Annotated in this window: 23 protein-coding genes; 22 read left to right on the top strand and 1 reads right to left on the bottom strand. The window is 60.3% G+C overall.

Annotated features, from left to right (window positions below; all coding sequences use genetic code 11):
- Positions 1-163 precede the first annotated feature (163 nt).
- From RWJ89_RS14890 to folD, 22 genes are all read left to right on the top strand, one after another.
- Complete coding sequence (locus RWJ89_RS14890; RefSeq protein ID WP_131664724.1) at positions 164-793, top strand: hypothetical protein; 630 nt, start codon at positions 164-166, stop codon at positions 791-793.
- Positions 790-2,121, top strand: coding sequence for a MotB family protein (locus RWJ89_RS14885; RefSeq protein ID WP_131664725.1), 1,332 nt, complete (start codon positions 790-792; stop codon positions 2,119-2,121). The genes RWJ89_RS14890 and RWJ89_RS14885 overlap by 4 nt, the downstream gene beginning before the upstream one ends.
- Positions 2,122-2,125: 4 nt before the next feature.
- Positions 2,126-3,418: a chemotaxis protein MotC gene (gene motC / locus RWJ89_RS14880; RefSeq protein ID WP_222062367.1), complete on the top strand. Its 1,293-nt coding sequence runs from the start codon at positions 2,126-2,128 to the stop codon at positions 3,416-3,418.
- Positions 3,415-4,848, top strand: a complete 1,434-nt coding sequence (gene fliK / locus RWJ89_RS14875) for a flagellar hook-length control protein FliK (protein WP_131664727.1) — start codon at positions 3,415-3,417, stop codon at positions 4,846-4,848. The genes motC and fliK overlap by 4 nt, the downstream gene beginning before the upstream one ends.
- Entirely contained in the window at positions 4,796-5,353 is a 558-nt protein-coding gene (locus RWJ89_RS14870) for a transglycosylase SLT domain-containing protein (RefSeq protein ID WP_222062404.1), read from the top strand. Before fliK ends, RWJ89_RS14870 begins: the two co-directional genes overlap by 53 nt.
- A 280-nt stretch (positions 5,354-5,633) precedes the next feature.
- On the top strand, positions 5,634-6,305 hold the full coding sequence (gene rem, locus RWJ89_RS14865) for a transcriptional activator Rem (protein ID WP_003545558.1): 672 nt from the start codon (positions 5,634-5,636) through the stop codon (positions 6,303-6,305).
- A gap of 125 nt (positions 6,306-6,430) precedes the next feature.
- Positions 6,431-7,738 carry a flagellar hook protein FlgE gene (locus RWJ89_RS14860; protein ID WP_025393171.1) on the top strand — a complete coding sequence of 436 codons (1,308 nt, stop codon included), beginning with the start codon at positions 6,431-6,433 and terminating at the stop codon, positions 7,736-7,738.
- Positions 7,739-7,757: 19 nt separating this feature from the next.
- Positions 7,758-9,245, top strand: a complete 1,488-nt coding sequence (flgK, locus tag RWJ89_RS14855) for a flagellar hook-associated protein FlgK (RefSeq protein ID WP_131664728.1) — start codon at positions 7,758-7,760, stop codon at positions 9,243-9,245.
- A 3-nt stretch (positions 9,246-9,248) separates the two neighbouring features.
- Positions 9,249-10,301, top strand: coding sequence for a flagellar hook-associated family protein (locus RWJ89_RS14850; protein ID WP_131664729.1), 1,053 nt, complete (start codon positions 9,249-9,251; stop codon positions 10,299-10,301).
- A gap of 34 nt (positions 10,302-10,335) precedes the next feature.
- Positions 10,336-10,683, top strand: a complete 348-nt coding sequence (flaF, locus tag RWJ89_RS14845) for a flagellar biosynthesis regulator FlaF (RefSeq protein WP_003556569.1) — start codon at positions 10,336-10,338, stop codon at positions 10,681-10,683.
- Positions 10,680-11,129 (top strand): flagellar biosynthesis repressor FlbT, encoded by a 450-nt coding sequence (flbT, locus tag RWJ89_RS14840; RefSeq protein ID WP_017959009.1) that lies wholly within the window; start codon positions 10,680-10,682, stop codon positions 11,127-11,129. The genes flaF and flbT overlap by 4 nt, the downstream gene beginning before the upstream one ends.
- A complete protein-coding gene (flgD, locus tag RWJ89_RS14835; protein WP_017959010.1) occupies positions 11,120-11,563 on the top strand; it encodes a flagellar hook assembly protein FlgD in 444 nt (147 codons plus the stop codon). Before flbT ends, flgD begins: the two co-directional genes overlap by 10 nt.
- 99 nt (positions 11,564-11,662) lie before the next feature.
- A complete protein-coding gene (gene fliQ / locus RWJ89_RS14830) occupies positions 11,663-11,929 on the top strand; it encodes a flagellar biosynthesis protein FliQ (RefSeq protein WP_009992823.1) in 267 nt (88 codons plus the stop codon).
- Between the two features lie 215 nt (positions 11,930-12,144).
- Positions 12,145-14,232 carry a flagellar biosynthesis protein FlhA gene (flhA, locus tag RWJ89_RS14825; protein ID WP_025393174.1) on the top strand — a complete coding sequence of 696 codons (2,088 nt, stop codon included), beginning with the start codon at positions 12,145-12,147 and terminating at the stop codon, positions 14,230-14,232.
- Positions 14,229-14,981, top strand: a complete 753-nt coding sequence (locus RWJ89_RS14820; RefSeq protein ID WP_129417947.1) for a flagellar biosynthetic protein FliR — start codon at positions 14,229-14,231, stop codon at positions 14,979-14,981. The genes flhA and RWJ89_RS14820 overlap by 4 nt, the downstream gene beginning before the upstream one ends.
- A 7-nt stretch (positions 14,982-14,988) precedes the next feature.
- A complete protein-coding gene (locus RWJ89_RS14815; protein WP_003545570.1) occupies positions 14,989-15,402 on the top strand; it encodes a hypothetical protein in 414 nt (137 codons plus the stop codon).
- A gap of 32 nt (positions 15,403-15,434) precedes the next feature.
- Positions 15,435-15,998, top strand: a complete 564-nt coding sequence (locus RWJ89_RS14810) for a rod-binding protein (RefSeq protein WP_020048494.1) — start codon at positions 15,435-15,437, stop codon at positions 15,996-15,998.
- 121 nt (positions 15,999-16,119) lie between these two features.
- Positions 16,120-16,485 (top strand): hypothetical protein, encoded by a 366-nt coding sequence (locus RWJ89_RS14805; protein ID WP_003545575.1) that lies wholly within the window; start codon positions 16,120-16,122, stop codon positions 16,483-16,485.
- Complete coding sequence (locus RWJ89_RS14800; protein ID WP_027666408.1) at positions 16,485-17,024, top strand: hypothetical protein; 540 nt, start codon at positions 16,485-16,487, stop codon at positions 17,022-17,024. Before RWJ89_RS14805 ends, RWJ89_RS14800 begins: the two co-directional genes overlap by 1 nt.
- A 290-nt stretch (positions 17,025-17,314) precedes the next feature.
- Positions 17,315-18,154: a WecB/TagA/CpsF family glycosyltransferase gene (locus RWJ89_RS14795; protein WP_131664731.1), complete on the top strand. Its 840-nt coding sequence runs from the start codon at positions 17,315-17,317 to the stop codon at positions 18,152-18,154.
- 156 nt (positions 18,155-18,310) lie between these two features.
- Entirely contained in the window at positions 18,311-20,077 is a 1,767-nt protein-coding gene (locus RWJ89_RS14790; protein WP_316031078.1) for a succinoglycan biosynthesis protein exop, read from the top strand.
- Between the two features lie 119 nt (positions 20,078-20,196).
- The gene (gene folD, locus RWJ89_RS14785) at positions 20,197-21,096 is read left to right on the top strand and encodes a bifunctional methylenetetrahydrofolate dehydrogenase/methenyltetrahydrofolate cyclohydrolase FolD (RefSeq protein ID WP_131664733.1); all 900 of its coding nucleotides are present in this window, start codon (positions 20,197-20,199) and stop codon (positions 21,094-21,096) included.
- 846 nt (positions 21,097-21,942) lie between these two features.
- Here the strand turns inward: folD and RWJ89_RS14780 are convergent.
- A complete protein-coding gene (locus RWJ89_RS14780; RefSeq protein WP_131664734.1) occupies positions 21,943-22,944 on the bottom strand; it encodes an NADP-dependent oxidoreductase in 1,002 nt (333 codons plus the stop codon).
- Positions 22,945-22,953: the final 9 nt, after the last annotated feature.

Below are 22,953 nucleotides of genomic sequence, written 5' to 3'. Positions count from 1 at the left end.
CTCGCGCAAGTTTGACTGCCTAGTTTCCGGCATGAAGGCATCGTCCGAATCCGTGCCGGTCCAAGGTCAGCCCCTTGCCCGTTTCGAAGGGGATGCCGGCGCCAAGGTCACTTTGAGCGGGGGCGGGCATGCCGCATGCCTCCCGAATGCTGGATGGTTTTTTATGAGCATTACGCTTTCCCGGTATTTGAAGGATTTCGGTGAACCGGAATCGTCAGCGCCGATCCTCGACATGAACGATTTCGGCGGCGACGATTTCCCCGAAATGCCGAGCGAACCGGCGATCGACGTCGAGGCGGAGCGCCGCGAAGCCTATGCGGAAGGTTATGCCGCAGCGACCGTGGAATTGACCGAGAAATACGAACGCGAGGCGCGGACGCTGGCGGAGGTCCATGCGCGTGAACTCGAGGAGCTGAAGCTGCGTTACGAAGTCGAGGCTGCGGCGGTCATCGCATCCCGCATCCGCGATATTGCAGAAGAGGTCGCTCAGCTGGTCAGCGCCGGCGCTGCCCAAGTCATCGCGCCTGTGATGACGGAAGCGCTCGCGGCCAAGGCTGTCGAAAGCCTCGCCACCCTGCTGCGTGATACGATCCTCGAAGGCGCGGCCGGAGCGATCGTCGTCAGGGGCCCGACCCGGCTTTTCGATATATTGAAGGCTGAGCTCGGCGAACATGCAGGCGGGGTTCGCCACTTTGAGACCGACGATATCGATCTTGCCATAGAAATCGGTGATTCCGTCATCGTCACCCGTATGTCCGCCTGGGCGGCCAGCTTGAAGAAAGTTCTGGAATGAGCGAAGGCGAAAACCACCACCACGGCAAGAACGAGATCATCATCGTCAAGAGACATGGCGGCGGTGATCACGATGGCGCCCATGGCGGTGCGTGGAAAATTGCCTATGCCGACTTCATGACGGCGATGATGGCATTCTTCCTGGTCATGTGGCTGGTCAATGCCGCCAACGAGGAGACCAAGGCCTCGGTCGCGACCTATTTCAATCCGATCAAACTTTCCGACGAAAAGCCGACCGAGAAGGGCCTGAAGAAGCCCGTCGACAACGCCGAGGGCGAGGAGAAGCAGGAGAAGTCGAAACAGAAGGAAGAAGATCCGAACGACGGCAAGGCCGCGGCGGATGGTGACGACCAGACATCGACCTCCGGCGACCAAACCAATTATTCCGAGGCCGATTTCTTCGAAAATCCTTATTCGGTTCTCGCCGAGATCGCCCAGGAAGTCGGTCAGCAGGCCAATGTCAGCGCAAAGGGCGATGGCGGTGCCGCCGATTCCGGCCCGGCCACCGGCGCCGATGGCGGCGAGGCCTATCGAGATCCCTTCGATCCGGATTTCTGGACGAAGCAGGTCGAGGTCACGACGGCCGGCAAGCCGTTGCCGCCCGGCAAGAGCGACGAGCAGGCGGTCGAGAGCGAGACGACCGAGATCGCCAAGCTCGAGGACGCCAAGCCGATACCGCTGACCACCGATCAGAAGGCCGCCCAGGAAACCAAGGAAACGAAAGAAACCAAGGGCCCCGTCGAGGCCAAGGACGGCAAAACGCCGGGTGGGAAGTCGACCGAGGACAAGAAGGCCGAAGCTCAGAAAGACGCGGATCATCAGAAGGATGCGGACAAGAGTGCCGCCGAGACCGAGCAGAAGCAGCAGAAGGAAGCCGAGCAGTTGCAGGCGCAGATCGCCCAGCAGATCGGCGGCGTTGCCGGCAAGCTCGCCGAAGGCCTGACCGTGACGGCGTCCGAAGGCGGATTGCTGGTCAGCATCTCCGACCAGGCCGACGATTCAATGTTCAATATTGGTTCTGCGGTTCCGCGCCAGGAAATGGTGCTCGCCATGGAAAAGATCGGCGCGATCCTGAAGGAGAGGGGTGGTGCGGTTGCCATCCGTGGCCACACGGACGGTCGCCAGTATAAGGGCACCCAGAACGAGAACTGGCGGCTTTCGATGGACCGCGCTCAGAGCGCCTACTACATGCTTGTGCGCGGCGGGCTCGACGAGAAACGCATCTCCCAGGTCTCCGGCTTTGCCGACCGTCGGCTGAAGCTGCCGTCTGACCCGTTCAACGCGACCAACCGCCGGATCGAGATTCTGGTGCAGGCGGATCAAGGATAGTCGAATGGCGCGTCGGCAGCATCGCTACGTCGGATTTGTGGCTCTCGGCCTGGCGATGCTTTCGCCGGCCGCAGCCAATGCGCAGGATCCGGACGATCTCGCGCCCTACAAAATGCTGCGGTCGCTGCAATTCGTGCAGGATTCCGTCGTTACCGGTGATCATTCGGCCGGTGAGATGCAGCGCTTCATGCTGGGCACGATCGACACGCGGCTGCGCACCGTCGAACCGTCGATCTTCGACGACGACCGCAATGTCGACGCAGCGCTGATCTACACGATGAGCGGCGGCAACCCCCAGACGCTCGAATATCTGATCGCCCACGACGTCAACGGCTATTTCGATAACCGTGTCACCGACGTGCTGCGCAAATATTTGAGCGGCAAGGGCCTCCTCGTCGCCAAGACGCTGCAGGAGACCGCCAGGGAATATCGCGACAAGAAGATCGGCCCCTACCTTGCGCTGATCGGCGGCAACGTGCTGATCGCGACGAAACCGACAGACGCGCTGGATCTCTACGACCAGGCGCGTCTTGCCGCCCCGGGCACGATCGTCGAGGAGGCGGCGTTGCGCCGCTCACTCGCCATTTGCGTCGACAAGGGGATGCTCGACAGGGGAATGGCCTATTCGCAGCGTTATGTCAGACGATTCCTGCATTCGCCCTATGCCAGCCAGTTCGCCGATCTTTTTGTCACCCTCGTCGTCGGCCACGATCACGACGTGAAACCACAGGATGTCATCGACATCCTGTCCTTCATGGACGCACCGCGCCAACGCGAGGTTTATCTGCGCATCGCCCGCGCCGCCGCGATATCAGGCAAGCCGGAGCTGGCGCGCATGGCAGTCGGACGTGTGCAGTCGCTTCGCGGCACCGACAATGCTTTCGGTCCGCTCGCGGATTTCTATGGCGGCATGGCCGGCCTTCCCACGGAGGATATCGATCAGGCAGCAAAGAATGTCAGCGGCATCGACGGCAACGCGCTGTCGCGGCGGGATCAGGCGCTGCAGGACGCGGCGCGATCCGTTGCCGAGCAGATCCTGCGCGCTCCCGACCCGGCAAGCTTGACGCAAGCCTCTAATCCTAACACTGATCATCAAGAAATCACTTCTGAAAAGGCTGCGGCGATAGCCACGCAACCGGGAGCGCCAGGCGCGCTTCCCGAGCCTGTTCCGGGAGGTGTGGCATCGACTGGCCAAAGCCAGGATACCGACCCCTCATTCAACGCATTTGTGACGACCAATCGATCCAAGCTCGACGAGATCGATGGTCTTCTGGCGCAAGAAGGCAACGAACAATGATGGATATAAGCGTCTCGGGCGGAGCCTCCGGTACGGAGACGGCTGCGGTTGCGAAATCCGCGCGACTGGCCGGAAAAGGTGATGCTGACGGCCAAAAGAACGGCTTCTTCGACGCGCTTGCCAAGGCAGGCAGCGATGCCGTCAATGACGAGCCCGACGACGCGCAGCCGGATCAGGGCGTGGCTGCCGATGGCGGCGCCGAGAAAGTGGCGCGGACGATCCGCGGCCGCAGCAGTGCAAAGCCATTGATCGACCTCGGCGACGCCGCGCTGAAAGCACAGGCCGAGGTGCAGCCGGAAACGATTGCCGGTATTGAAAAGGCCACGACAAAGGCGGTAAAGGCTGAGGTCAAAATGCCGGCCGATCTCGCCTTCGGCAAGCTCGATCCGAAGGACAGTCCCGCAGACGAGGTCGCTCCGGCAGCCAAAGGCGACAAACACACTAAGGCCGCCGCGCTGGAAACCGATACGGACAAGGTCAGCGACGATGATGATGGCGGCATTTCCGATGTTCTGGGTCTGCTGAAGCAGGAGCCTGCCGACGGGACCGTGACTTTGCCGGCGACGACCGCGCATCACGTCTCCGTCAAGGTCGACGAGGCTGGAGCGGGCGACAAGAAACTCGATGGTATCGAAGCCAAGGCGGGCGGCCATGCGTCCGACGCTCTTGCCGCGGTCAGCGGCAACGTTGAGAGCGGCAAGGCGGATGACATCAAGGTCCCCGGATCGGAGACTGCCGAAGCCGCCGATGGCAAGACATTCAGGTTGAGCCGCGCCGATGGCCGCGGCGTGTCGATGGATGTCCACATCGGCACGGATCAGGCCGGGCCGAAAGATGGCTCGAAGAAGGCCGATGTCGAAAACGTTTCGGTGCTCGAATCGCGCCGCTATATCGGCCTGATGCAGAATACGAATTCCGCCGCCGTCACCGCCGCTCTCTCCGGCGATTCCGAATGGGCGCGCGCCATGGAGCCGAGCTCGGCGCTCTCCAACGCGGCGGAATGGACGAGCACCGGCAAGGTGGTCAATACGTTGAAGATCCAGATGAACCCGCTCGATCTCGGCCTGGTGACGGCGACCATGCGCCTGTCCGGCGACGCCCTGAACATCGACCTCAAGGTCGATACCGGAGCGGCCTATCGTCAAATGAAGGAAGATCACGGCAAGATTCTCGAAGCTCTGCGCAGCCAGGGTTACGCGGTCGAAAACGTCACCATCAGCATGGCGCCGGTCGAGCGTCCCGACGCCGGAAATCAGGGCCAGGCCTCCCAGCAGCAGTCGCTCCCCCAGCAGGGGCAGGGCGGTGAGGCGCGCGAGCGCCAAAATCAGACAGCACAGCGGACGGACGGAGGCTTTAATGGCGCAGGCGATACCAGTGTTGAAGATGCTCGTTCTGGCGGCAGCAGCGGCACTGGCGGCGTTTACCTCTGAGGCGATCGCCTCCACCAGCGCCTGCGAACGCGAGATCCAGTCGGCAGCTGCCAAATACGGCATCCCGGAAGGCATCCTCTATTCGGTTGGGTTGACGGAGACCGGCCGCAAGGGCTCGCTCTATCCCTACGCCATGAACGTCGAAGGCAAGGCGATCTTTCCGCCCTCGGCGCAGGACGCGATGCGGCAGTTCGATGTCGCCCGCAGCAGCGGCGCCAAGCTCATCGACATCGGCTGCATGCAGATCAACCATTACTTTCACGGCGAGAATTTCCGCTCCGCCGAGGAGATGTTCGACCCGCATCGCAACGTCGAGTATGCGGCAAAATTCCTCCGCAATCTGCATGACCGTCACGAGACATGGACGATGGCGGTAGCCAGATACCATGCCGGACCCAACAACAATCCGGCGCAGAAGCAATATGTCTGCCGCGTCATCTCCAATCTCGTTGCCACCGGCTATGGCAAGTGGACTCTCAATGCGAGTAACTTTTGCCGAAATTGATTCAACCAAAGATGGAAGAGGCGTATTGTGACGAAACTGTGTCACAATGTGGCGGGAATCCGGCACAAAACCCGTACGCAAGTCATATTTAACCGACTGTTAACTTTTCCACGAAATTTTGGTGTGCATAATCAGGCGTACCCACTAGATATAGATCAAATCGCTACCCAGATCTTAATCAATTATTAGTTTCTGCCATTAACTTTAACGAGTTGTCGCCGATTCGTGCGATTCGTACCCATAGATCATCGAAGTGCCACACTGATTCGGAGGCGGACGAATGATCGTAGTGGTTGATGAGCGTGAGCTCGTGAAAGATGGATACACATCTCTGTTCGGTCGTGAGGGCATTCCCTCCACCGGCTTTGATCCAGCGGAATTTGGCGAGTGGGTGCAGACCGCTGCCGATTCCGATATAGCTGCAGTCGAGGCCTTTCTGATCGGTCAGGGCCAGCGCAATTTCGAACTGCCCCGGGCGATCCGGGATCGGTCGATGGCGCCGGTGATTGCGGTCAGCGACCAGCACTCGCTCGAAAACACTCTTGCGCTTTTCGATTGCGGCGTCGACGACGTGGTGCGCAAACCGGTGCATCCCCGCGAAATCCTCGCAAGGGCGGCTGCGATCCGGCGCCGGCTGAAGGCGATCACCAATTACACCGAGATCGGCGGGATCCGCGTCTTCTCGGATGGTCGTGACCCCGAGATCAACGGCGAAGTCTTCGCACTTCCCCGGCGCGAGCGCCGCATCCTCGAATATTTGATCGCCAATCGCGGTCGCCGGGTCACCAAGACCCAGATCTTCAACGCCATCTACGGCATCTTCGACGAAGAGGTCGAGGAGAACGTCGTCGAAAGCCACATCTCGAAGCTGCGCAAGAAGCTGCGCAAAAAGCTCGGCGTCGATCCGGTCGATTCCAAGCGCTTCCTTGGTTACTGCATCGATTGGGCCTGATTTCTCGGCCGGGCGGCGGCGCCCGGCTGAACATCGATATCAGGCCTCCCAGCTCGCATGACAGACAGCTTCACGCAAGGCCCGACAAATACTCTCGTGCATAACAGGTAAAACGAGGTTTTCAGATGAGCATTTTCGGCAGCATGAAGACGGCAGTATCGGGGATGAACGCGCAGGCCAACCGCCTCAGCACCGTCGCCGACAACATCGCCAACGTTAACACCACCGGTTACAAGGCTGTGTCGACGAGCTTCTCGTCGCTGGTTCTGCCCTCCTCGGGCGGCAATTACAATTCCGGCGGCGTTCAGACCTCCGTTCGCCAGGCCGTCTCCGACCAGGGCGATATTTCCTACACCACGTCGAGCACCGACCTTGCAATCTCAGGCGACGGCTTCTTCATCGTCCAGGGTCCTGACGGCACCCCGGTTCTGACCCGCGCCGGCGACTTTACCAAGGACGACGAAGGCAATCTCGTCAACGCCGCCGGCTTCATGCTGATGGGCTATTCCTACGACTCCGGCGCTCCAGCCGTCGTCGTCAACGGCTTCGATGGCCTCGTTCCCGTCAACGTCAACCAGGATGGTTTGACCGCGATCGCATCGACATCAGGCGTCTTCAAGGGCAACCTCGATTCCAACGCCAAGGTCGCTCCGGTTGCTCCTGCGACGCTGCCGAGCGACAACTTAGCCACGACGACGACCGACACCAAGAAGGTCTCGATGGTTGCCTATGACCGTCTCGGCAACAAGGTGATGTACGACTTCTACTTCACGAAGACTTCTGTCGTGACACCGCCGCCGGCGACAGGTACGGCCGCCACCTGGCAGGTTTCGATCTACCGCAACGCTGACGCGGCGGTGGGCGGCACGACCTCCTTCCCATACGCCCCCGGTGGGGCCGCTGCAGCTGTCGGCACGGGAACGCTCACCTTCGACCGCGATGGCAAGATGCTCACGGGCGGCGCCGTTAACATCGCCGATACGGTGACTGGCCAGACGATCGCCATGGATTTCTCCGGTTTCACCCAGCTCGGTGCCGACTTCTCCGGCACCGGTACGCCGAACGGTCAGGCAGCGACCCCGGTCAAGGACGTCACGGTTGATGGCGACGGCATCGTCTACGCGAAATACGAAGATGGTAGCACCAAGCCGCTCTATCGCATTCCGTTGGCCAATGTCGCAAGCCCCGACAAGCTGACGCTGATGAGCGGCAACGTCTACAGCGCCAACGGCCAGTCGGGCGTCACCGTCACCGGCTTCCCGCAGACCAACGGTCTGGGCACCATCAAATCAGGTGCTCTCGAGGGTTCGAACGTCGACCTCGCCGGCGAGCTGACCGAGATGATCGAATCGCAGCGCAGCTATACCGCCAATTCCAAGGTGTTCCAGACGGGTTCCGACATTATGGACGTTCTCGTCAACCTCAAGAGATAAGCAAGGTACCGGGTAAGCCATGTCGCTCACATCCGCACTTAATACCGCGCAGAACATATTCAACAATACAGGCACTCAGAGCAGTGTCGTATCGAACAATATCTCGAATGCCGGCAACAAAGATTACGTGCGCCGGCAGGCGATGCTCACCACGTCCTTGAATGGCGCGCAGGTCGTCAAGATCGATCGGGCGCAGGAAGAGGCGCTGCTGCGCCAATACCTGAAGACATCCTCTCAGGACAGTGCCCAGCAGGCATTGCTCGGCGGTCTTGAGGACCTCAAGTCGATCGTGGGTGGCAACGACTACGAAACGTCGCCATCCACCTATCTCGGTGTTTTCCAGCAGAAGCTTCAGGCCTTCCGCACGACGCCGGGCAGCACCGTCGCCGCTCAGGGCGCCATCACCGCCGCGCAGGACGTCGCCAACTCGCTGAACAATGCCTCGCAATCCGTTCAGAACGTCCGCGCCACAGCCGACAAGCAGATCGCCACCGACGTCGATAAGCTGAATACGCTTCTCGCCGACTTCGAGAAGGCCAACAATGCGGTGAAGACCGCCACGGCCTCGGGTGCGGATGCATCCGGCGCCCTCGACGAACGTGAGAAGGCTCTCAAGCAGATTTCGCAGATCGTCGGCGTCAACGCAACGACGCGCGACAATAACGACATGGTGCTGAGCACGTCTGACGGGACGATCCTCTTCGAGACGATCCCGCGCAAGGTGACGTTCAAGTCTCAGGATGTCTATACCGCGACCATCACCGGCAATTCGATCTATATCGACGGTGTGGCACTTCCACGCGGCAGCGGATCGACGACGACGGGGCAGGGAAGCCTTCAGTCTCTCCTCCAGGTGCGCGACGAAATTGCCCCGAACTTCCAGAAGCAGCTCGACGAAGTCGCCCGCGGCCTGGTCTCGCTCTTCAAGGAGCAGAACACGGTGGCCGGTCCGGCCTATGTGCCTGGCCTCTTCACCTGGAGCGGCGGTACGGTCGATACCGGCGGCACCGCGGTTGCCGGCATGGCGGCGACCATTACGGTCAGCAGCCGTGTCATCACCTCGCAAGGCGGCGATCCGATGCGCCTGCGCGATGGTGGCGTCAACGCCACCGGCCTCGTCCTGAACGCGTCAGGCGCCAGCGGTTATACGACTGAACTCGATCGTCTCTATACCGCATTGGGCGCCGACATCGATTTCGATCCAGCGGCGGGGACGCCGGTCGGGTTCGACGCCACGACCGGCATCGATTCAAACGTCAGCATCATGGAATTCGCCACAAATTCCCTCGGCTGGCTCGAACAGTACCGCAGCAATGCCACGACGGCGGCGGAAAATACCTCGGCGGCGCTGTCACGCTCCGACGAAGCCTATTCCAACGAGACGGGCGTCAACCTCGACGAGGAGCTGACGCTGCTCCTCGACATAGAGCAGTCCTATAAGGCGGCGACCAAGATCCTGAACGCCGTTGACGAAATGTTGAAGTCATTGCTGGATATTGCGAGTTAAGCCATGAAGAGCTCATTTATTTCAAGTTCGGCCATTCAGAATGCGATGCGGTTGACGATCCGTCAGGCGCAGAACCAGATGACGAAGGCGACAATGGAAGCGACGACCGGAGTCTATGCCGATATCGGTGTCTCGCTCGGCGGCAACGCCGCCAGGAGTGTCGACTTCAGCCGCGAGGTCGACCGGATAGCCTCGATCAAATCAAGCAATTCGCTTGTCACTGCACGCATGGAATCCTCGCAGCTTGGCCTTTCCAAGATGAAGGATGTCGGCGACGGCCTCGTTTCGAAGCTGACGGCTCTCCAGGGCAGCCACGACCCCGGCAGCATCACCGTCGCCATTCAATCGGCGACCAGCGCCCTCTCCACGATGATGGATACGGCCAACACCATGGTAAACGGCGAATATCTGTTCTCGGGCATCAACACCGATGTGCAGCCGCTGACCGACAAGACGGCCGCGACGAGTGCCGCCATCGTCACGCAGTTGAATGCCTACGCCGCAGCTCTTGTCCCACCGAAGGCGGTCAAGGACCTGACCGGCGCCGAAATGAGCACCTTCATCACCACGACGGTGGAGCCGATGTTCAACCAGGCAGCCTGGACCGACCCGACGACCGGTTGGTCGCAGGCATCGAACCAGAACATGACGAGCCGCATCAGCAACTCCGAAGTAATCGAATCCTCGACCAATGCCAATTCCGAGGGCATGCGTTACTTCGCGCTCGCCTCGGTGATGGCCTCGGCACTGTTGGGCCAGGGCCTCAGCAGCGATGCGATGAGCACGGTGTCCAAGCAGGCGATCAGCTACACGGCGAAGGCGACCAGCGGCCTGGTCACCCAGGCAAGTCAGCTCGGTCTTTCCCAAGAGCGCGTCAAGAAGTCGAACGACGCTCTCGACGCTCAATCGAACATCATCAAGAACAAGCTCGTCGATCTCCAGGGCGTCGATCCTTACGAGGCGTCGACCCTCGTCAAGACTTTGGAAACGCAGCTTGAAACGGCTTACACGATCGTCTCGAAGATCCAGCAGTTGAGTCTAGTAAACTACCTTTGATGATCAAAGGCGCGCAATAAAGAAGGATGCATGAATGTATCAGTTCTCATATGCCGAAGTCATGCAGGACTCGGTGGCCGACGCGAAAGAGCGGGAATGGCAGGTTCTTGACCGGTCCATAGACCTGCTGGCGGCGGCGCGCGAAAAGGAAAAATACGGCCGGGAAGCCATTGAAGCCCTGTTTTATACCCGCCGGGTCTGGATCAGCTTCATCGAGGATCTCAAACATCCCGACAACCAGCTGGAGATCGGGCTCAGGGCCAACCTCATCTCGATCGCGATCTGGATATTGAAGGAATGCGACAGGATCAGAAAACGTCAGTCTAATAACTACCAGGGCATCATCGACGTTACCACCATCATCAGGGATGGACTTAAATGAAAAGCACACTTCGCATTTCTCTGAAAGCCGGAGAAAGAATCTTCATCAACGGCGCCGTCCTGCGCGTCGACCGCAAGGTCGCGCTGGAATTCCTGAATGATGTGACGTTCCTTCTCGAAAACCACGTCCTCCAGCCGGAGGGCGCCACGACGCCGCTGCGTCAGCTCTATTTCATCGCGCAGATGATCCTCATCAACCCTGAGGGCAAGGACCAGTCGACGGCGTTGTTCCGCAAGTCGATCACCATGCTGCTCTCCTGCTTCAAGAACGAGGAAATCCTCGCCGAACTGAAGCGCATCGATGCGCTCGTCTCGACAGGCCGTGCCTTCGACGCACTCAAGGCGATCCGCGGCCTTTACGCCATCGAAGACAATATCCTCAACAACCACGAAATGCCGCCGACGATGGTCGAGCAGATTCGCAGGGAGATTGCACCATGGCGGTAGATGCAACATCGAACGTGGCCAAAACGAGTTCGACGACCACAACGAACACGGCCCAGACGAAGGCGACGCTGAACTACGACAATTTCCTTCAACTGCTCATCGCGCAGATGAAGAACCAGGATCCGACCGATCCGATGGATGCCAGCGAGCAGATGTCGCAGCTGGCGAGCTTCTCGCAGGTCGAACAGACGATCCAGACCAACACCAAGCTGGACACGCTTCTGGCAAGCTCGAGCCTTACTCAGGCCAGCAGCTACGTCGGCAAATACATGGAAAGCGCCGACGGTAAGGTCAAGGGCACCATCGAATCCGTCAAGGTTTATTCGGACGGAATCATTGCGACAACCACGGCTGGCGGGAATATACTCGTGCAGGCGGGAATCACTATTGCCGACAAGGCGCCGACCACGTCGACCGACACCAGCGATACCTGATACCCACGGCGCCGGCGCGCCGCATAAGTCGGGTGATACCAATCAATGGCGGTCCGGCCACGGCGGGGCCGCTTCAAGGCGATATGAGGTTGCCTTCGGATGAATGAAGCTGATGCATTGGATCTGTTTCAGGCGGCGATCTGGACCGTCCTGATTGCCGCCGGTCCCGCCGTCATCGCGGCGATGGTGGTGGGTCTCGTCATTGCCTTGATCCAGGCGCTGACCCAGGTGCAGGAAGCGACACTGACCTTCGTGCCGAAGATCGTCGCGGTGCTGATCACCGTCGGGGTCACAGCACCCTTCGTCGGCTCGCAGATTTCGATTTTTACCAATCTGGTCTTCTCGCGCATCCAGTCAGGGTTCTAGAGCAATTCCAGCAAAATTGCGCTGCGGTTTTGGCAGGCAAAGCGCGAAGCGCTTTTGCCGGGGGATTGCGTAAAAACAAAGGTTAGAGCGGGTCTACGCTTCCATGAGAAGCTGAACCGCTCTGAGCCACCTTCGCGCAAGCTTCGCCATTTAACTATCGATCCGAATTGGGCGGGCCGCATGCCCGCCTCCTCTCATGAAGAGACGGAATCGTCATGGCGCAACCACCTGCACTCCCCCTTCCAAAAGTCGCCCCCAACCTGCGCGATGTTGGATTTGCCCTCGGCATCATCGGCATCATCTGCATTCTCTTCCTGCCGATCCCGCCGTTCCTGATCGATATGGGACTGGCCTTCTCGATCGCCTTCTCGGTGCTGATCCTGATGGTCGCGCTGTGGATCCAGAAGCCGCTCGATTTCTCGTCTTTCCCGACCATTCTGCTGATCGCAACGATGACCCGGCTGGCGCTGAACATCGCGACAACACGCGTCATCCTGTCCCACGGAAATGAAGGCCATGACGCAGCGGGCGGCGTCATCGCCGGTTTCGCGAGCCTGGTGATGTCCGGCGACTTCGTCATCGGTCTGATCGTCTTCCTGATCCTCATCACCATCAACTTCATCGTTATCACCAAGGGCGCCACGCGTATCGCCGAAGTCGGCGCGCGTTTCACCCTGGACGCCATTCCCGGTAAGCAGATGTCGATCGACGCCGATCTCTCGGCCGGCATCATCGACGAGAGGGAAGCCCAGCGCCGGCGCCGGGAACTCGAGGAGGAAAGCTCGTTCTTCGGTGCGATGGACGGTGCGTCGAAATTCGTGCGCGGCGATGCCGTCGCCGGCCTCATCATCACCTGCATCAACATCTTCGGCGGCATCATCATCGGCTACTTCCGCCACGGTATGCCGATCGGCGAAGCGGCCGACGTCTTCGTCAAGCTCTCCGTCGGCGACGGCCTCGTCTCGCAGATGCCGGCCCTCATCGTTTCGCTCGCCGCCGGCCTTCTCGTCTCCCGCGGCGGCACCACCGGCTCTACCGACCAGGCGGTCGTCAACCAGTTGAGCGGTTATCCCCGTGCGCTTTCCGTTTCGGCGGTGCTGATGTTCATCCTGGCCTTGATGCCGGGTCTGCCGTTTGTGCCCTTCGTGGTCCTCGGCGGTCTTCTCGCCTTCGGCGCCTGGTTCATCCCGCGTCAGGTCGAGGCAGAGAACATGCTTCGCCGCGAGCAGGAAGAGAAGAAGGTTGTCCAGAACAAGGAACTGGAAAAGGATTCGGTCAAGGCAGTGCTGCGCACCTCCGAAATCGAGCTCGCACTCGGCAAGATGGTCTCGACGCGCCTGCTCGGCGCCCACCAGGAGCTCGCCTTCCGCGTTGGCAAGATGCGCAAGAAGTTCGCCACGCAATACGGCTTCGTCGTGCCCGAGATCAAGGTGACCGACGATATCGCCATCGCTGAAAAGTCCTATCAGATCCGCATCCACGGCACGACGGTCGCTTCCAACCTGCTACGCGTCGGCGAAGTCCTCGTCGTTACCGGTGCTGGCCGCCGGCCGAGCATTCCCGGCGACGAAATCCGCGAACCCGCTTTCGGCATGCCTGCCGTCTCCATCCTCGAAAACTTCGCCGACGATCTGAAACGTGAGGGCTTCCAGCCGATCGACAATGTCTCCGTCGTGCTGACCCATATGAGCGAGGTCATCCGAAACAACCTGCCGCAGCTGCTGTCCTACAAGGACGTCAAGGTGTTGATCGATCGCCTCGACCCCGAATACAAGAAGCTCGCCGACGAGATCTGCTCGTCGCACATGTCCTATTCCGGTCTGCAGGCGGTGCTCAAGCTACTGCTGGCCGAACGTGTCTCGATCCGCAACCTGCACCTCATTCTCGAGGCGGTGGCCGAGCTCGCCCCGCATGTCAGGAAGACCGAGCAGATCGTCGAGCATGTCCGTATCCGCATGGCCCAGCAGCTCTGCGGCGACCTCGCCGACAACGGCGTGCTGCGCGTGCTGCGGCTGGGCAGCAAATGGGATCTGGCTTTCCATCAGGCGCTGAAGCGCGACGCCAAGGGCGAGGTGATCGAATTCGACATCGATCCGCGCAGCCTGGAGGAGTTCAGCGAGCAGGCCACCAAAGTTATCCGTGAGTTCATGGATCGCGGCCTGCCATTCGCACTTGTCACGTCGCCGGAAACACGCTCCTATGTGCGCATGATCATCGAGAGGCTGTTCGCCACGCTCCCGGTCCTGTCGCATGTCGAACTGGCCAAGGGCATCGAGATAAAGATTTTGGGCTCTATTTCATGATAACAGACCCGCAAGGGACCGTTCTCGCGCTGTTTCTGGTTTTCTGCCGGATCGGTGGCTGTGTGCTGGCTCTTCCGGGTTTTTCCTCGGCGCGCGTGCCCCAACAGCTGCGGGTCTTCATCGCCGGCGCGCTCTCGATCGCCGTCATGCCGCTGCTCTGGGATACCGTCTATCCGGCCGTTCACACCGGTGCTGGAACCTATATCGGCCTGATCTTCAGCGAATCGCTGATCGGCGTGATGTATGGCATGCTGGCGAGGATCTACACGCTCGGCATGCAGTTCGCCGCTTCGATCACCGCCATGATGGTCGGCTACACCCAGCCGGGCTCCGCCGACGTCATCGAAGATACGCCGGAGACCAGCCTGTCGGCCTTTATCACCTTTGCCGGCATGATGATCCTCTTTATCATGGATTTTCATCACATCGTCTTCCGCGCGCTGATCGATTCCTACACGACCATGCCATTCGGCGGCATGATGCAGATGCGCGCAACGCTGATCTCCTTTACCGATACGCTGGAGCAGACCACCTACATCATGCTGCGGCTGGCGAGCCCCTTCCTGATCTACGGCCTGATCTTCAATGTTTCGATCGGTTTCATCAACAAGCTGGCGCCGCAGATCCCGGTCTACTTCATCTCCACGCCCTATCTGCTGATGGGCGGGCTCTTCCTGATCTACTTCTCGATTGCGGCGATGGTCAGCCAGTTCGGCCAGTCCTTCGGCTCGATCTATATCGGGCGATGAGGCTGATATGATCGAAAAGAAGCGCTCTCAGAAGCTCAAGCGGCTGCTCTCGGTGCAGCGGCATATCGAAAGAATGGCCGAGAACGACCTGGCCGAAACCAGCCGCCAGCGTGTCGAGGTCAATGTGGCGATGGACGACGTCATCCTCGCGCTCGGGTCGATGGACCCCGTCCACCACGCCTTCTCGCAGAATTACGCCGACCGATTCGGCAGGCTCACCATCAAGGACCAGCAGCTGACCGGCATGCAGCAGATCCACGAGATGCGGCTGACGCGCGAGCGCGCCAAGGGCGACCGCCTTGAAGACGGCATGAAGGAAGCCCTGGAAGTCGAGCGCCGCGAGGCCGATGACAATGCCGTCTACGATGTCATCGATCAGCAATTCGCAACGCCAGCCTCCAGCAAGCTTCAAAAACCATAGTCGTTACGATCTTAAATTCAGAGGATTGTAACGTGGCTATTTCGCCCCCCAGTGATCTGGTCCTGGACGTTGTCAAAGCTGCTGACCCCATGGAGGTTCAGGCGGCCCAGGAAAAGTTGAAGGCAAATCGTGCGGCCTTTGCCGCAACGAGTCTCGCTGAAAATGGCAAGGGCTTCTCCAACACGGTCGACGTTCTCGATCATGTCGGCCAGAAGAGCGGCCTCGCCAACATCCAGAACCGCACCAAGACTGAGGAAGCTCCGGAAAGCTACCGGAAGTTCGAGGCCATGGTCCTGCAGAATTTCGTCAAGTCCATGCTGCCGAGCGAAAGCGAAGAGGTCTACGGCAAGGGCGCGACCGGCGATATCTGGAAAGGCATGATGGCCGAACAGCTCGGCAACACCATGGCCAAGGGTGACGGCATCGGCATTGCCAAGCAGATGTACAGCGAACTTCTGCGCCGGCAGGAAGGCAAGATCGTCAATGCCTCCACAGACGACGATGACCGCAACACCGCGCTCAGCATGATCGACGACTTCCAGCGTAAGACCTTTGGCACGCCGACCGCCGAAGCCAAGACCGATAGAACAGGATGATCCTAGGCCGGTTGGCCAAAAATCCGAATCCCGTTCCAGTTAACATTTAGAGCATGCTGTTGTCCGAAAACCGCGTACGTTTTTCGCATCATGCTCTAAGCGAAGCATAACCGAGGGTACCATGGAAATAATTTCGAACGAATACAGGATCAAATCCGTTCTCGGACGCCTCGAAATGATCATCGACAATGAGAACACCCGGATCGGCAACGACCCGCAGTTCGACCTCAAGGTCTCCAATGCCCATAAGAGCCGCTGCCTCTACGAGCTGTCGATGCTTTTCCGCGACACCGATCCGGCCGAGCTTGCCGCTGCCCATCTCGATCAGCTGCACGGCCTGAAGAAGAAGCTGGTTCTCAATGCCCGTCGCGTCGAAGCGCATCTCGAAGCGGTTCGCGCTGTCGCCGACTTGCTGAAGAACGCAGTTCAGGACGCCGATGCCGACGGCACCTATTCCCAGGAACAATTCGCCGCGCGTGGAAACTGATGATCAAGCTCGTCCTCACCGGTGTCTGGGTTTGCGCCATCACCTTGGCATCGGTCTATTTCTCGGTGTACCTGGCGACCGCGCCGGCGCCCGCAGCAACAGATTCCAAGCAGAGCGCGCTCGAACTGGTGAAGGGTGAAACGATCACGGTGCCGATCATCGGTAACGGTGCGATCACCGGTTATTTCCTTGGCCGCGTTTCGTTCATGATGAACAAGGACATGCTGAAAGGCGTGACGCTGCCACTGAGCGAGATGACGACGGACGAGCTTTTCAGCCTGCTGGTCGGCAACAAGATGGTCGACATCGCCCACATCAAATCCTTCGACCCGAAGGCCTTCCGCGAAGAGATCAAGAAGGGCATGAACGAGCGTCTCGGTGGCGAATATGTCGCCGACGTGATGCTGGAGCAGCTCGACTATCTCTCCAAGGAAGAGGTCAAGGAAAGCTCGGCCGGTCAGCCGAAGAAGGTGGGCGCACCCGTCAAGATCGTCGAGACCGCACCTGCCGCCGAAGCACCGGCGCCAGCGGCCCATTGAGGACTATCATACATTGACGACAAACGGCGCCCTCGGGCGCCGTTTGTCGTTGGCGCGCGTGGTTAATAAACCACTTATACGAGCATGGAAATTCAAGGAATTTTCCTAAGGGTTGTTTGAAACCGTCCTGTTATATCAGGTGCCACAGCTTGGCATGCGTCGCTTATCCGGGATCGGAGCGACGACCACCCGGCGGGACGCGACCGGTCCTTTCGAGACCTCCGGTGCGGAAATTTGGGCTTGTTTTCCGGGATGTCGGGCGCATGCAGCACCCTCGGCAGGAGGTAGGAATGAATCTGATTGCAAACTTCGCGGTGCTCGCATCGCGGCGGACGATCTTCGATCTGCCGGTCTGCGATCTCGGCTGGGACGACGCCCTCGTTTTCATCAACGAGCTGGCCTCCATTCCCGTCGGCCAGACCGTGGTTTGCTTCGTCAACGCCCATAACATGCTGACGACGCTACGCGACGACCAATATTACCGGATCATGTCGCACAATCTGGTGCTGCCGGACGGTATCGGCCTCAACATCGCATCGCAGATCGCCCATGGCGCGCCGTTTCCCGCCAATCTGAACGGCACCGATTTCGTGCCGGCCTTCCTGACCTTCATGGAGGCTCCGCGCCGCATCGGCCTCATCGGCGGCAAGCGCTCGGTCGTCGAGGCGGCGGCGGAAAATTTCCGCAGGCACACGCCTTGGCATGAATTCGTCGTCGTTTCCGACGGCTATTTCGACAAGGTCGATTCCACTGAGGTCATCGAGGAGCTCGAGCACCAGAAGCTCGATATCCTGATCGTCGGCATGGGAACGCCGCTGCAGGAGAAATGGGTTCACAACAATATCCGCGCCGATCATGCGCGCCTGGTGCTGACCGTGGGCGCTCTCTTCGACTTCGTCTCCGGCGCCGTCCCGCGTGCGCCGAAGACGGTGCGGATGATGCGCCTGGAATGGGCTTATCGCCTGCTGCAGGAGCCGACGCGCCTCTGGCGCCGTTACATCGTCGGCATCCCGGTCTTCCTCTTCCATGTCCTGCGCTACCGCTTCCGCCGGCGCGAAAGGATCCTCAGCTATCCGGAAGAGCACGGCAGCGCGCTGCAGCCGCGGTCGGACCATAAGAAGGCGAGCTGAGCTTATAGCGCCGCGTGTCTAACAGGATGCGCGGCTTAGCAATTCTTGCCCGCTGCGGTTAACCATTTCTTTGCCATGAATATTTAGAGTCGTTTAATCATCTGCATTCGTGCGGATGAGCGAACTCGGCCATCATGTGCATGAGATGTGGCGCAAATGTACGATATCAGGGCCAGAAACAGCTTCCAGGATCGCGCAGCCGCAGGGCCGCGCCCCCATGACGATTCCTATGCTCCGCCCCAGTCGAGCCGGCCTGATATCGCGCCGCCCGAGGCCGAATTGCTGCGCGCCATCGGCCGCGCGCTGGAAGAACAGCGCGCAAGAGCGGCGCGCACCGCACCGCTGGTCGACCGCATCGAAACCATCCTCGGCAACCGCCTCCGGGCCGCCAACGACGTCGGCCATCCGCTTCCTCAGGAGCCGGCGGACGATGAAGAGCTGGGCGTTCCGGCCGACGAACCGATGATCCCACTCGAGCCGCTGGCCGCGGTCCGTGAAAAACCCGCCGAGCCCCGGCCGGTAGCGCCGCGGCGTCGGGCAAGCGGGATCGGCCTTGCGATGATGGTGGCCGCCGCGACGATGATCGGCGCGGGCTTGCCGGCGCTGATGCCAGCTTCGCCAACCCTCTACCGTGCCGAGGCGACGCTTGCGGTGAAGAGCGATGCCGCAAGCCGCGCTGCCTTCACCCAGGCCGCGGCGAAAGGGCTGCTGTCGGCGCGGGTGGTTGCTTCGACGGTGGCCGCCCTGAAACTCGATCATGATCCTGAATTTGCCGGCGCCAGCGCCAATGCGCTCGGCGTCGCTCTCGATCTCCTTTCGGCGACCGGTGCTGCTGCCGATCCGGCCTCCCGCGCTGAGGCGACGCTGAAACATGCGGTCGAGATACTGCCCGATGCCGCCGCCGGCACCATCCTCGTCAGGGTGACGACTGGCGACAGCGGAAAATCCATGCGCATCGCCGCAAGGCTTGCCGAAGCGGTTTCCGCAGCAGACGGAGCCGGCGGCAACGTCGAGACCGATACCGCCTTGCGTAAAACCTATGACGAGGTGAAAGCGGAGCTTGCCGCCTTCACCGCAAAGAGCGGCGAGGGCAATGTCAAGGTAGCGATCGATCTTCGCCGCCAGATCGACCGGCTCGATGCCGATCTGAAACAGGCCGACCAGAACATCCTTGCCGCCAAGGCGCAGGCCGACCGGCTCAAGGCCGCAAAACTTGCCGAAGTGCTCGACGGCTCGCTCCCCTCTGATATGCTTTCGCCGGCGCTGCAGGACTGGCGCGACAAATATGCCGTCGCCAAAACGACGCTTGCGCAGCTTTCGGCCGAGCTTGGCCCGCGCCATCCGCGTCTCTTGCAGCAGCAGGCCGAAACGGACGGTCTGAAGGAAAATATGGGCAAGGAGCTTACCCGTCTTGCCCAGACTGCCAACCTCACTGCTAAGGCCGCCGTCGATGCGCGCAAGGGCCTGAACGATCGCCGCAACACGCTGATCGCCCAGAGCCGGGACACCGGCGTCGATTTGTCACGCCTGACCGAACTCAGCGAAAAGGCGAATGCCGCCCGCTCGCGCCTCGAAGAGGCGACGTCCGCAGCGGTGGAAACGGCCGCCGACGGTCGTATCGTTCTCCTGAAGCCGGCGTTGGCAACCGCAGTATCGGGAAGCGATGGTCTCCGCGCGCTGACCGGTGCCGCGGCGGCCCTTGCGATAGGCCTTGCTGCGGCTTTCCTGCTCCGGCTGCGTAGGCCCGTCGCCGATTCCCCACACGAGAAAATGCCCGTATCCCGGCCGCAGGCCCCGCTGCCCTCGATGCCTGTGCCGGCCCCCGCGCCGCTCGACGAAATGGAGCTGCTGCGCTCCGAAATCTCCGGCCTGCGCGACCGGCTTCGTGTTCATGCGCTCGAAGCGCGGCAGCCGCTGCGCTGAACGAACATTTCCTTGCAAGCTTGCTATTGCCTTGCCGCTTTCCGACAGGATAGGGCGTTAGCGGGCAATTGACGCTCGCCGAGTATCCATAGATTGACGCGAACAGGGCGGAGAGACGCGTGACGACAGTAATCGACGGAAAGAACGTAGCTGCATCGGTCATTCAGACGGTCAAGAGTGCGACGGCGGCGCTGGAAAAGAGCAGCGGCGTCACCACCGGCCTTGCGGTCGTCATCGTCGGCGACGACCCGGCAAGCCACGCCTATGTCGGCTCCAAGGGCCGCATGGCCAAGGAGTGCGGCTTCAAGTCCGTTCAGCACACGCTGCCGGCCGAGACGAAACAGGAGGAGCTGGCAGCTCTCGTCGCCACCCTCAACGCCGATCCGTCGATCCACGGTATTTTGGTGCAGCTGCCCTTGCCGAAGCCGCTCGACAGCGAGGCGATCATCCAGTCGATCCTGCCGGAAAAGGATGTCGACGGCCTGAGCGTCGTCAATGCCGGCAAGCTCGCCACCGGCGACCTGAAGACCGGACTTGTCTCCTGCACGCCGGCCGGCGCCATGGTCTTCGTCCGCCGCACCCATGGCGAGGATCTCTCCGGCCTCAACGCCGTCGTCATCGGTCGCTCCAACCTGTTCGGCAAGCCGATGGCGCAATTGCTGCTCAACGCCAATGCGACGGTGACGATTGCTCATTCCAGGACCAGGAATCTCGCCGAGGTCTGCCGCAACGCCGATATCCTGGTGGCCGCCGTCGGCCGGCCGGAGATGGTCAGGGCCGATTGGGTGAAGCCCGGTGCGACAGTCATCGACGTCGGCATCAATCGGGTGGCAGCCCCCGAAAGAGGCGAGGGCAAGACCCGGCTCGTCGGCGACGTCGCCTTCGAGGAGGTTTCGGCGGTCGCCAGCACCATCACTCCGGTTCCCGGCGGCGTCGGGCCGATGACCATCGCCATGCTGATGGCCAACACGGTCATTGCCGCCCATCGCACGGCAGGGCAGACACCGCCGCAGTTTTGATTAGAGCATGATGCCGAAAAGTGTGAGCGGTTTTCGGACGAAATCATGCTCTAACTATATGATGCAGAACAGGATTCAGACCTTAGGCCGACCCGGCCTAAAATCATCCTGTTCTAGGCTCTGTTGACAAAGTTTTCCAGTTTTGAGCCACCAAGCATTTGGGGGATGCGTTGCCACCGTTTTCAGCAATTTTCGAGAAATACCGATCCGCGCTCATATCGCAACCGTTGTCAGCGGTCTGGCGAGGTCACGGCTCGGCGATCTTCTTGGAGTTTGGCCACTTGTCTCCCCGAGTGAAGCGCGACGGGTCTGTCGGAAATTCACGGGGCGACTGCACAGTCATGATCGAGTGGAGTTGGCGAATTGAAAGTGAAGACGCCATTCTGTGCGGGAGCTGGAGCGACGAAGAAGGTTGGGACCGTGTCTTCAAGTCGCTGATTGGGCGTAAGGTTTAAGATGCTTTAATCTATGGGCGGCTCCCGGAGTTCTCGATTGCGTTGACAGGTGGGCTTTATGTAGCTTCGTTCATGACCGCCGAGGGCCAGCCAGCTTGGACCATATTTGGTGGTTCCGACGAGCCTAATTCCGGTTGCATCGCAGTTCGTGATGGCAAGGTTTGCGAAGACTTCGAGATGGAAATGGCACCAGTCGTCACCAGCCCCGATTCCAAAATCGCCTGAAGCATGATTCAAGACTTCCTTTTAGGAGGATGCTTTGGCTCGTGGAGACCTGACCGATTCAGAGTGGCGCATAATTGAGACGCTGTTACCTGCGGAGCGTGGAAGGAAATCCCGACCCGCCTACCCGCGGCAGGATTGCTGCCTCTGCACTACCGTCAAAGCGACACTACAGGACCTTGATCACAACCTTGCCCTTCACACGACCCGTCTCGACATAGGCCAAAGCCTCGGGCGTTTGCTTGAAGGGGAAAATCTTGTCCACGACGGGGCGCAAGGCCCCACTGTCGATCAACTCGGCGATCTGTTCGAGTTGCCGACCATTGGCCCGCATGAACAGGAAAGAATACTGAACACTACGGCTCTTCGCCTTCTTGCGCACGCTGCGGCTCAACAGCCGGACGACAAGCTTCAAGAGCGCGTTCAGACCAAGATCTTTGGCGAACGCCGGGTCCGGCGGGCCTGAAATCGACACGAGGTGGCCGCCCCGCTTCAGGACGTTCAGGGATTTCGCAAGCGTCTTCGGATCCTGGCTGTTCAGCACGACATCATAGCCGGAGAGAATCTTTTCGAAGTCCTGGCTCTTGTAGTCGATCACCACATCCGCGCCGAGGCTTTTGACAAGAGCGGCGTTCTTGGCACTCGTCGTCGTCGCGACCGTCGCGCCCAGATGCTTGGCAAGCTGGATCGCGATCGTACCGACGCCGCCCGAACCAGCCTGAATGAAGACTTTCTGGCCCGGCTTCACCTTGGCGACATCGACAAGCGCCTGCCATGCCGTCAGCGCGACCAGCGGGATGGACGATGCATCTTCCATCGTCAGCGTTCGGGGTTTCAGCGCGACATCGTCTTCGTGGATGGCGATGAATTCCGCGAACGTGCCGACGTGGTGATCCCTCGGCCGTGCATAGATCTCGTCGCCGACCTTGAAGCGGTTGACACCAGAGCCGACCTTGACGACAGTCCCGGCGACATCATGGCCAAGCACGAAGGGCGGACGGTAAGGCAGGAAGATCTTGAAAGCGCCGTCCCTGACCTTCGAATCGAGCGGGTTGACGGATGTGGCATGGACGCGAACGAGGACGTCGCCGTTTTGAACCTGCGGATCCGGCAGTTGGGCAAGGCGCAGCGCGCCCTTCTTCTTGTACTTGTCGACGACATAGGCTTTCACTGGAAATCT

Source organism: Rhizobium sp. 10PS4, assembly GCF_032464805.1.
In the GTDB taxonomy this organism is placed as follows: Bacteria; Pseudomonadota; Alphaproteobacteria; order Rhizobiales; family Rhizobiaceae; genus Rhizobium; species Rhizobium laguerreae.
This window is presented reverse-complemented; position numbering and strand designations above follow the sequence as displayed.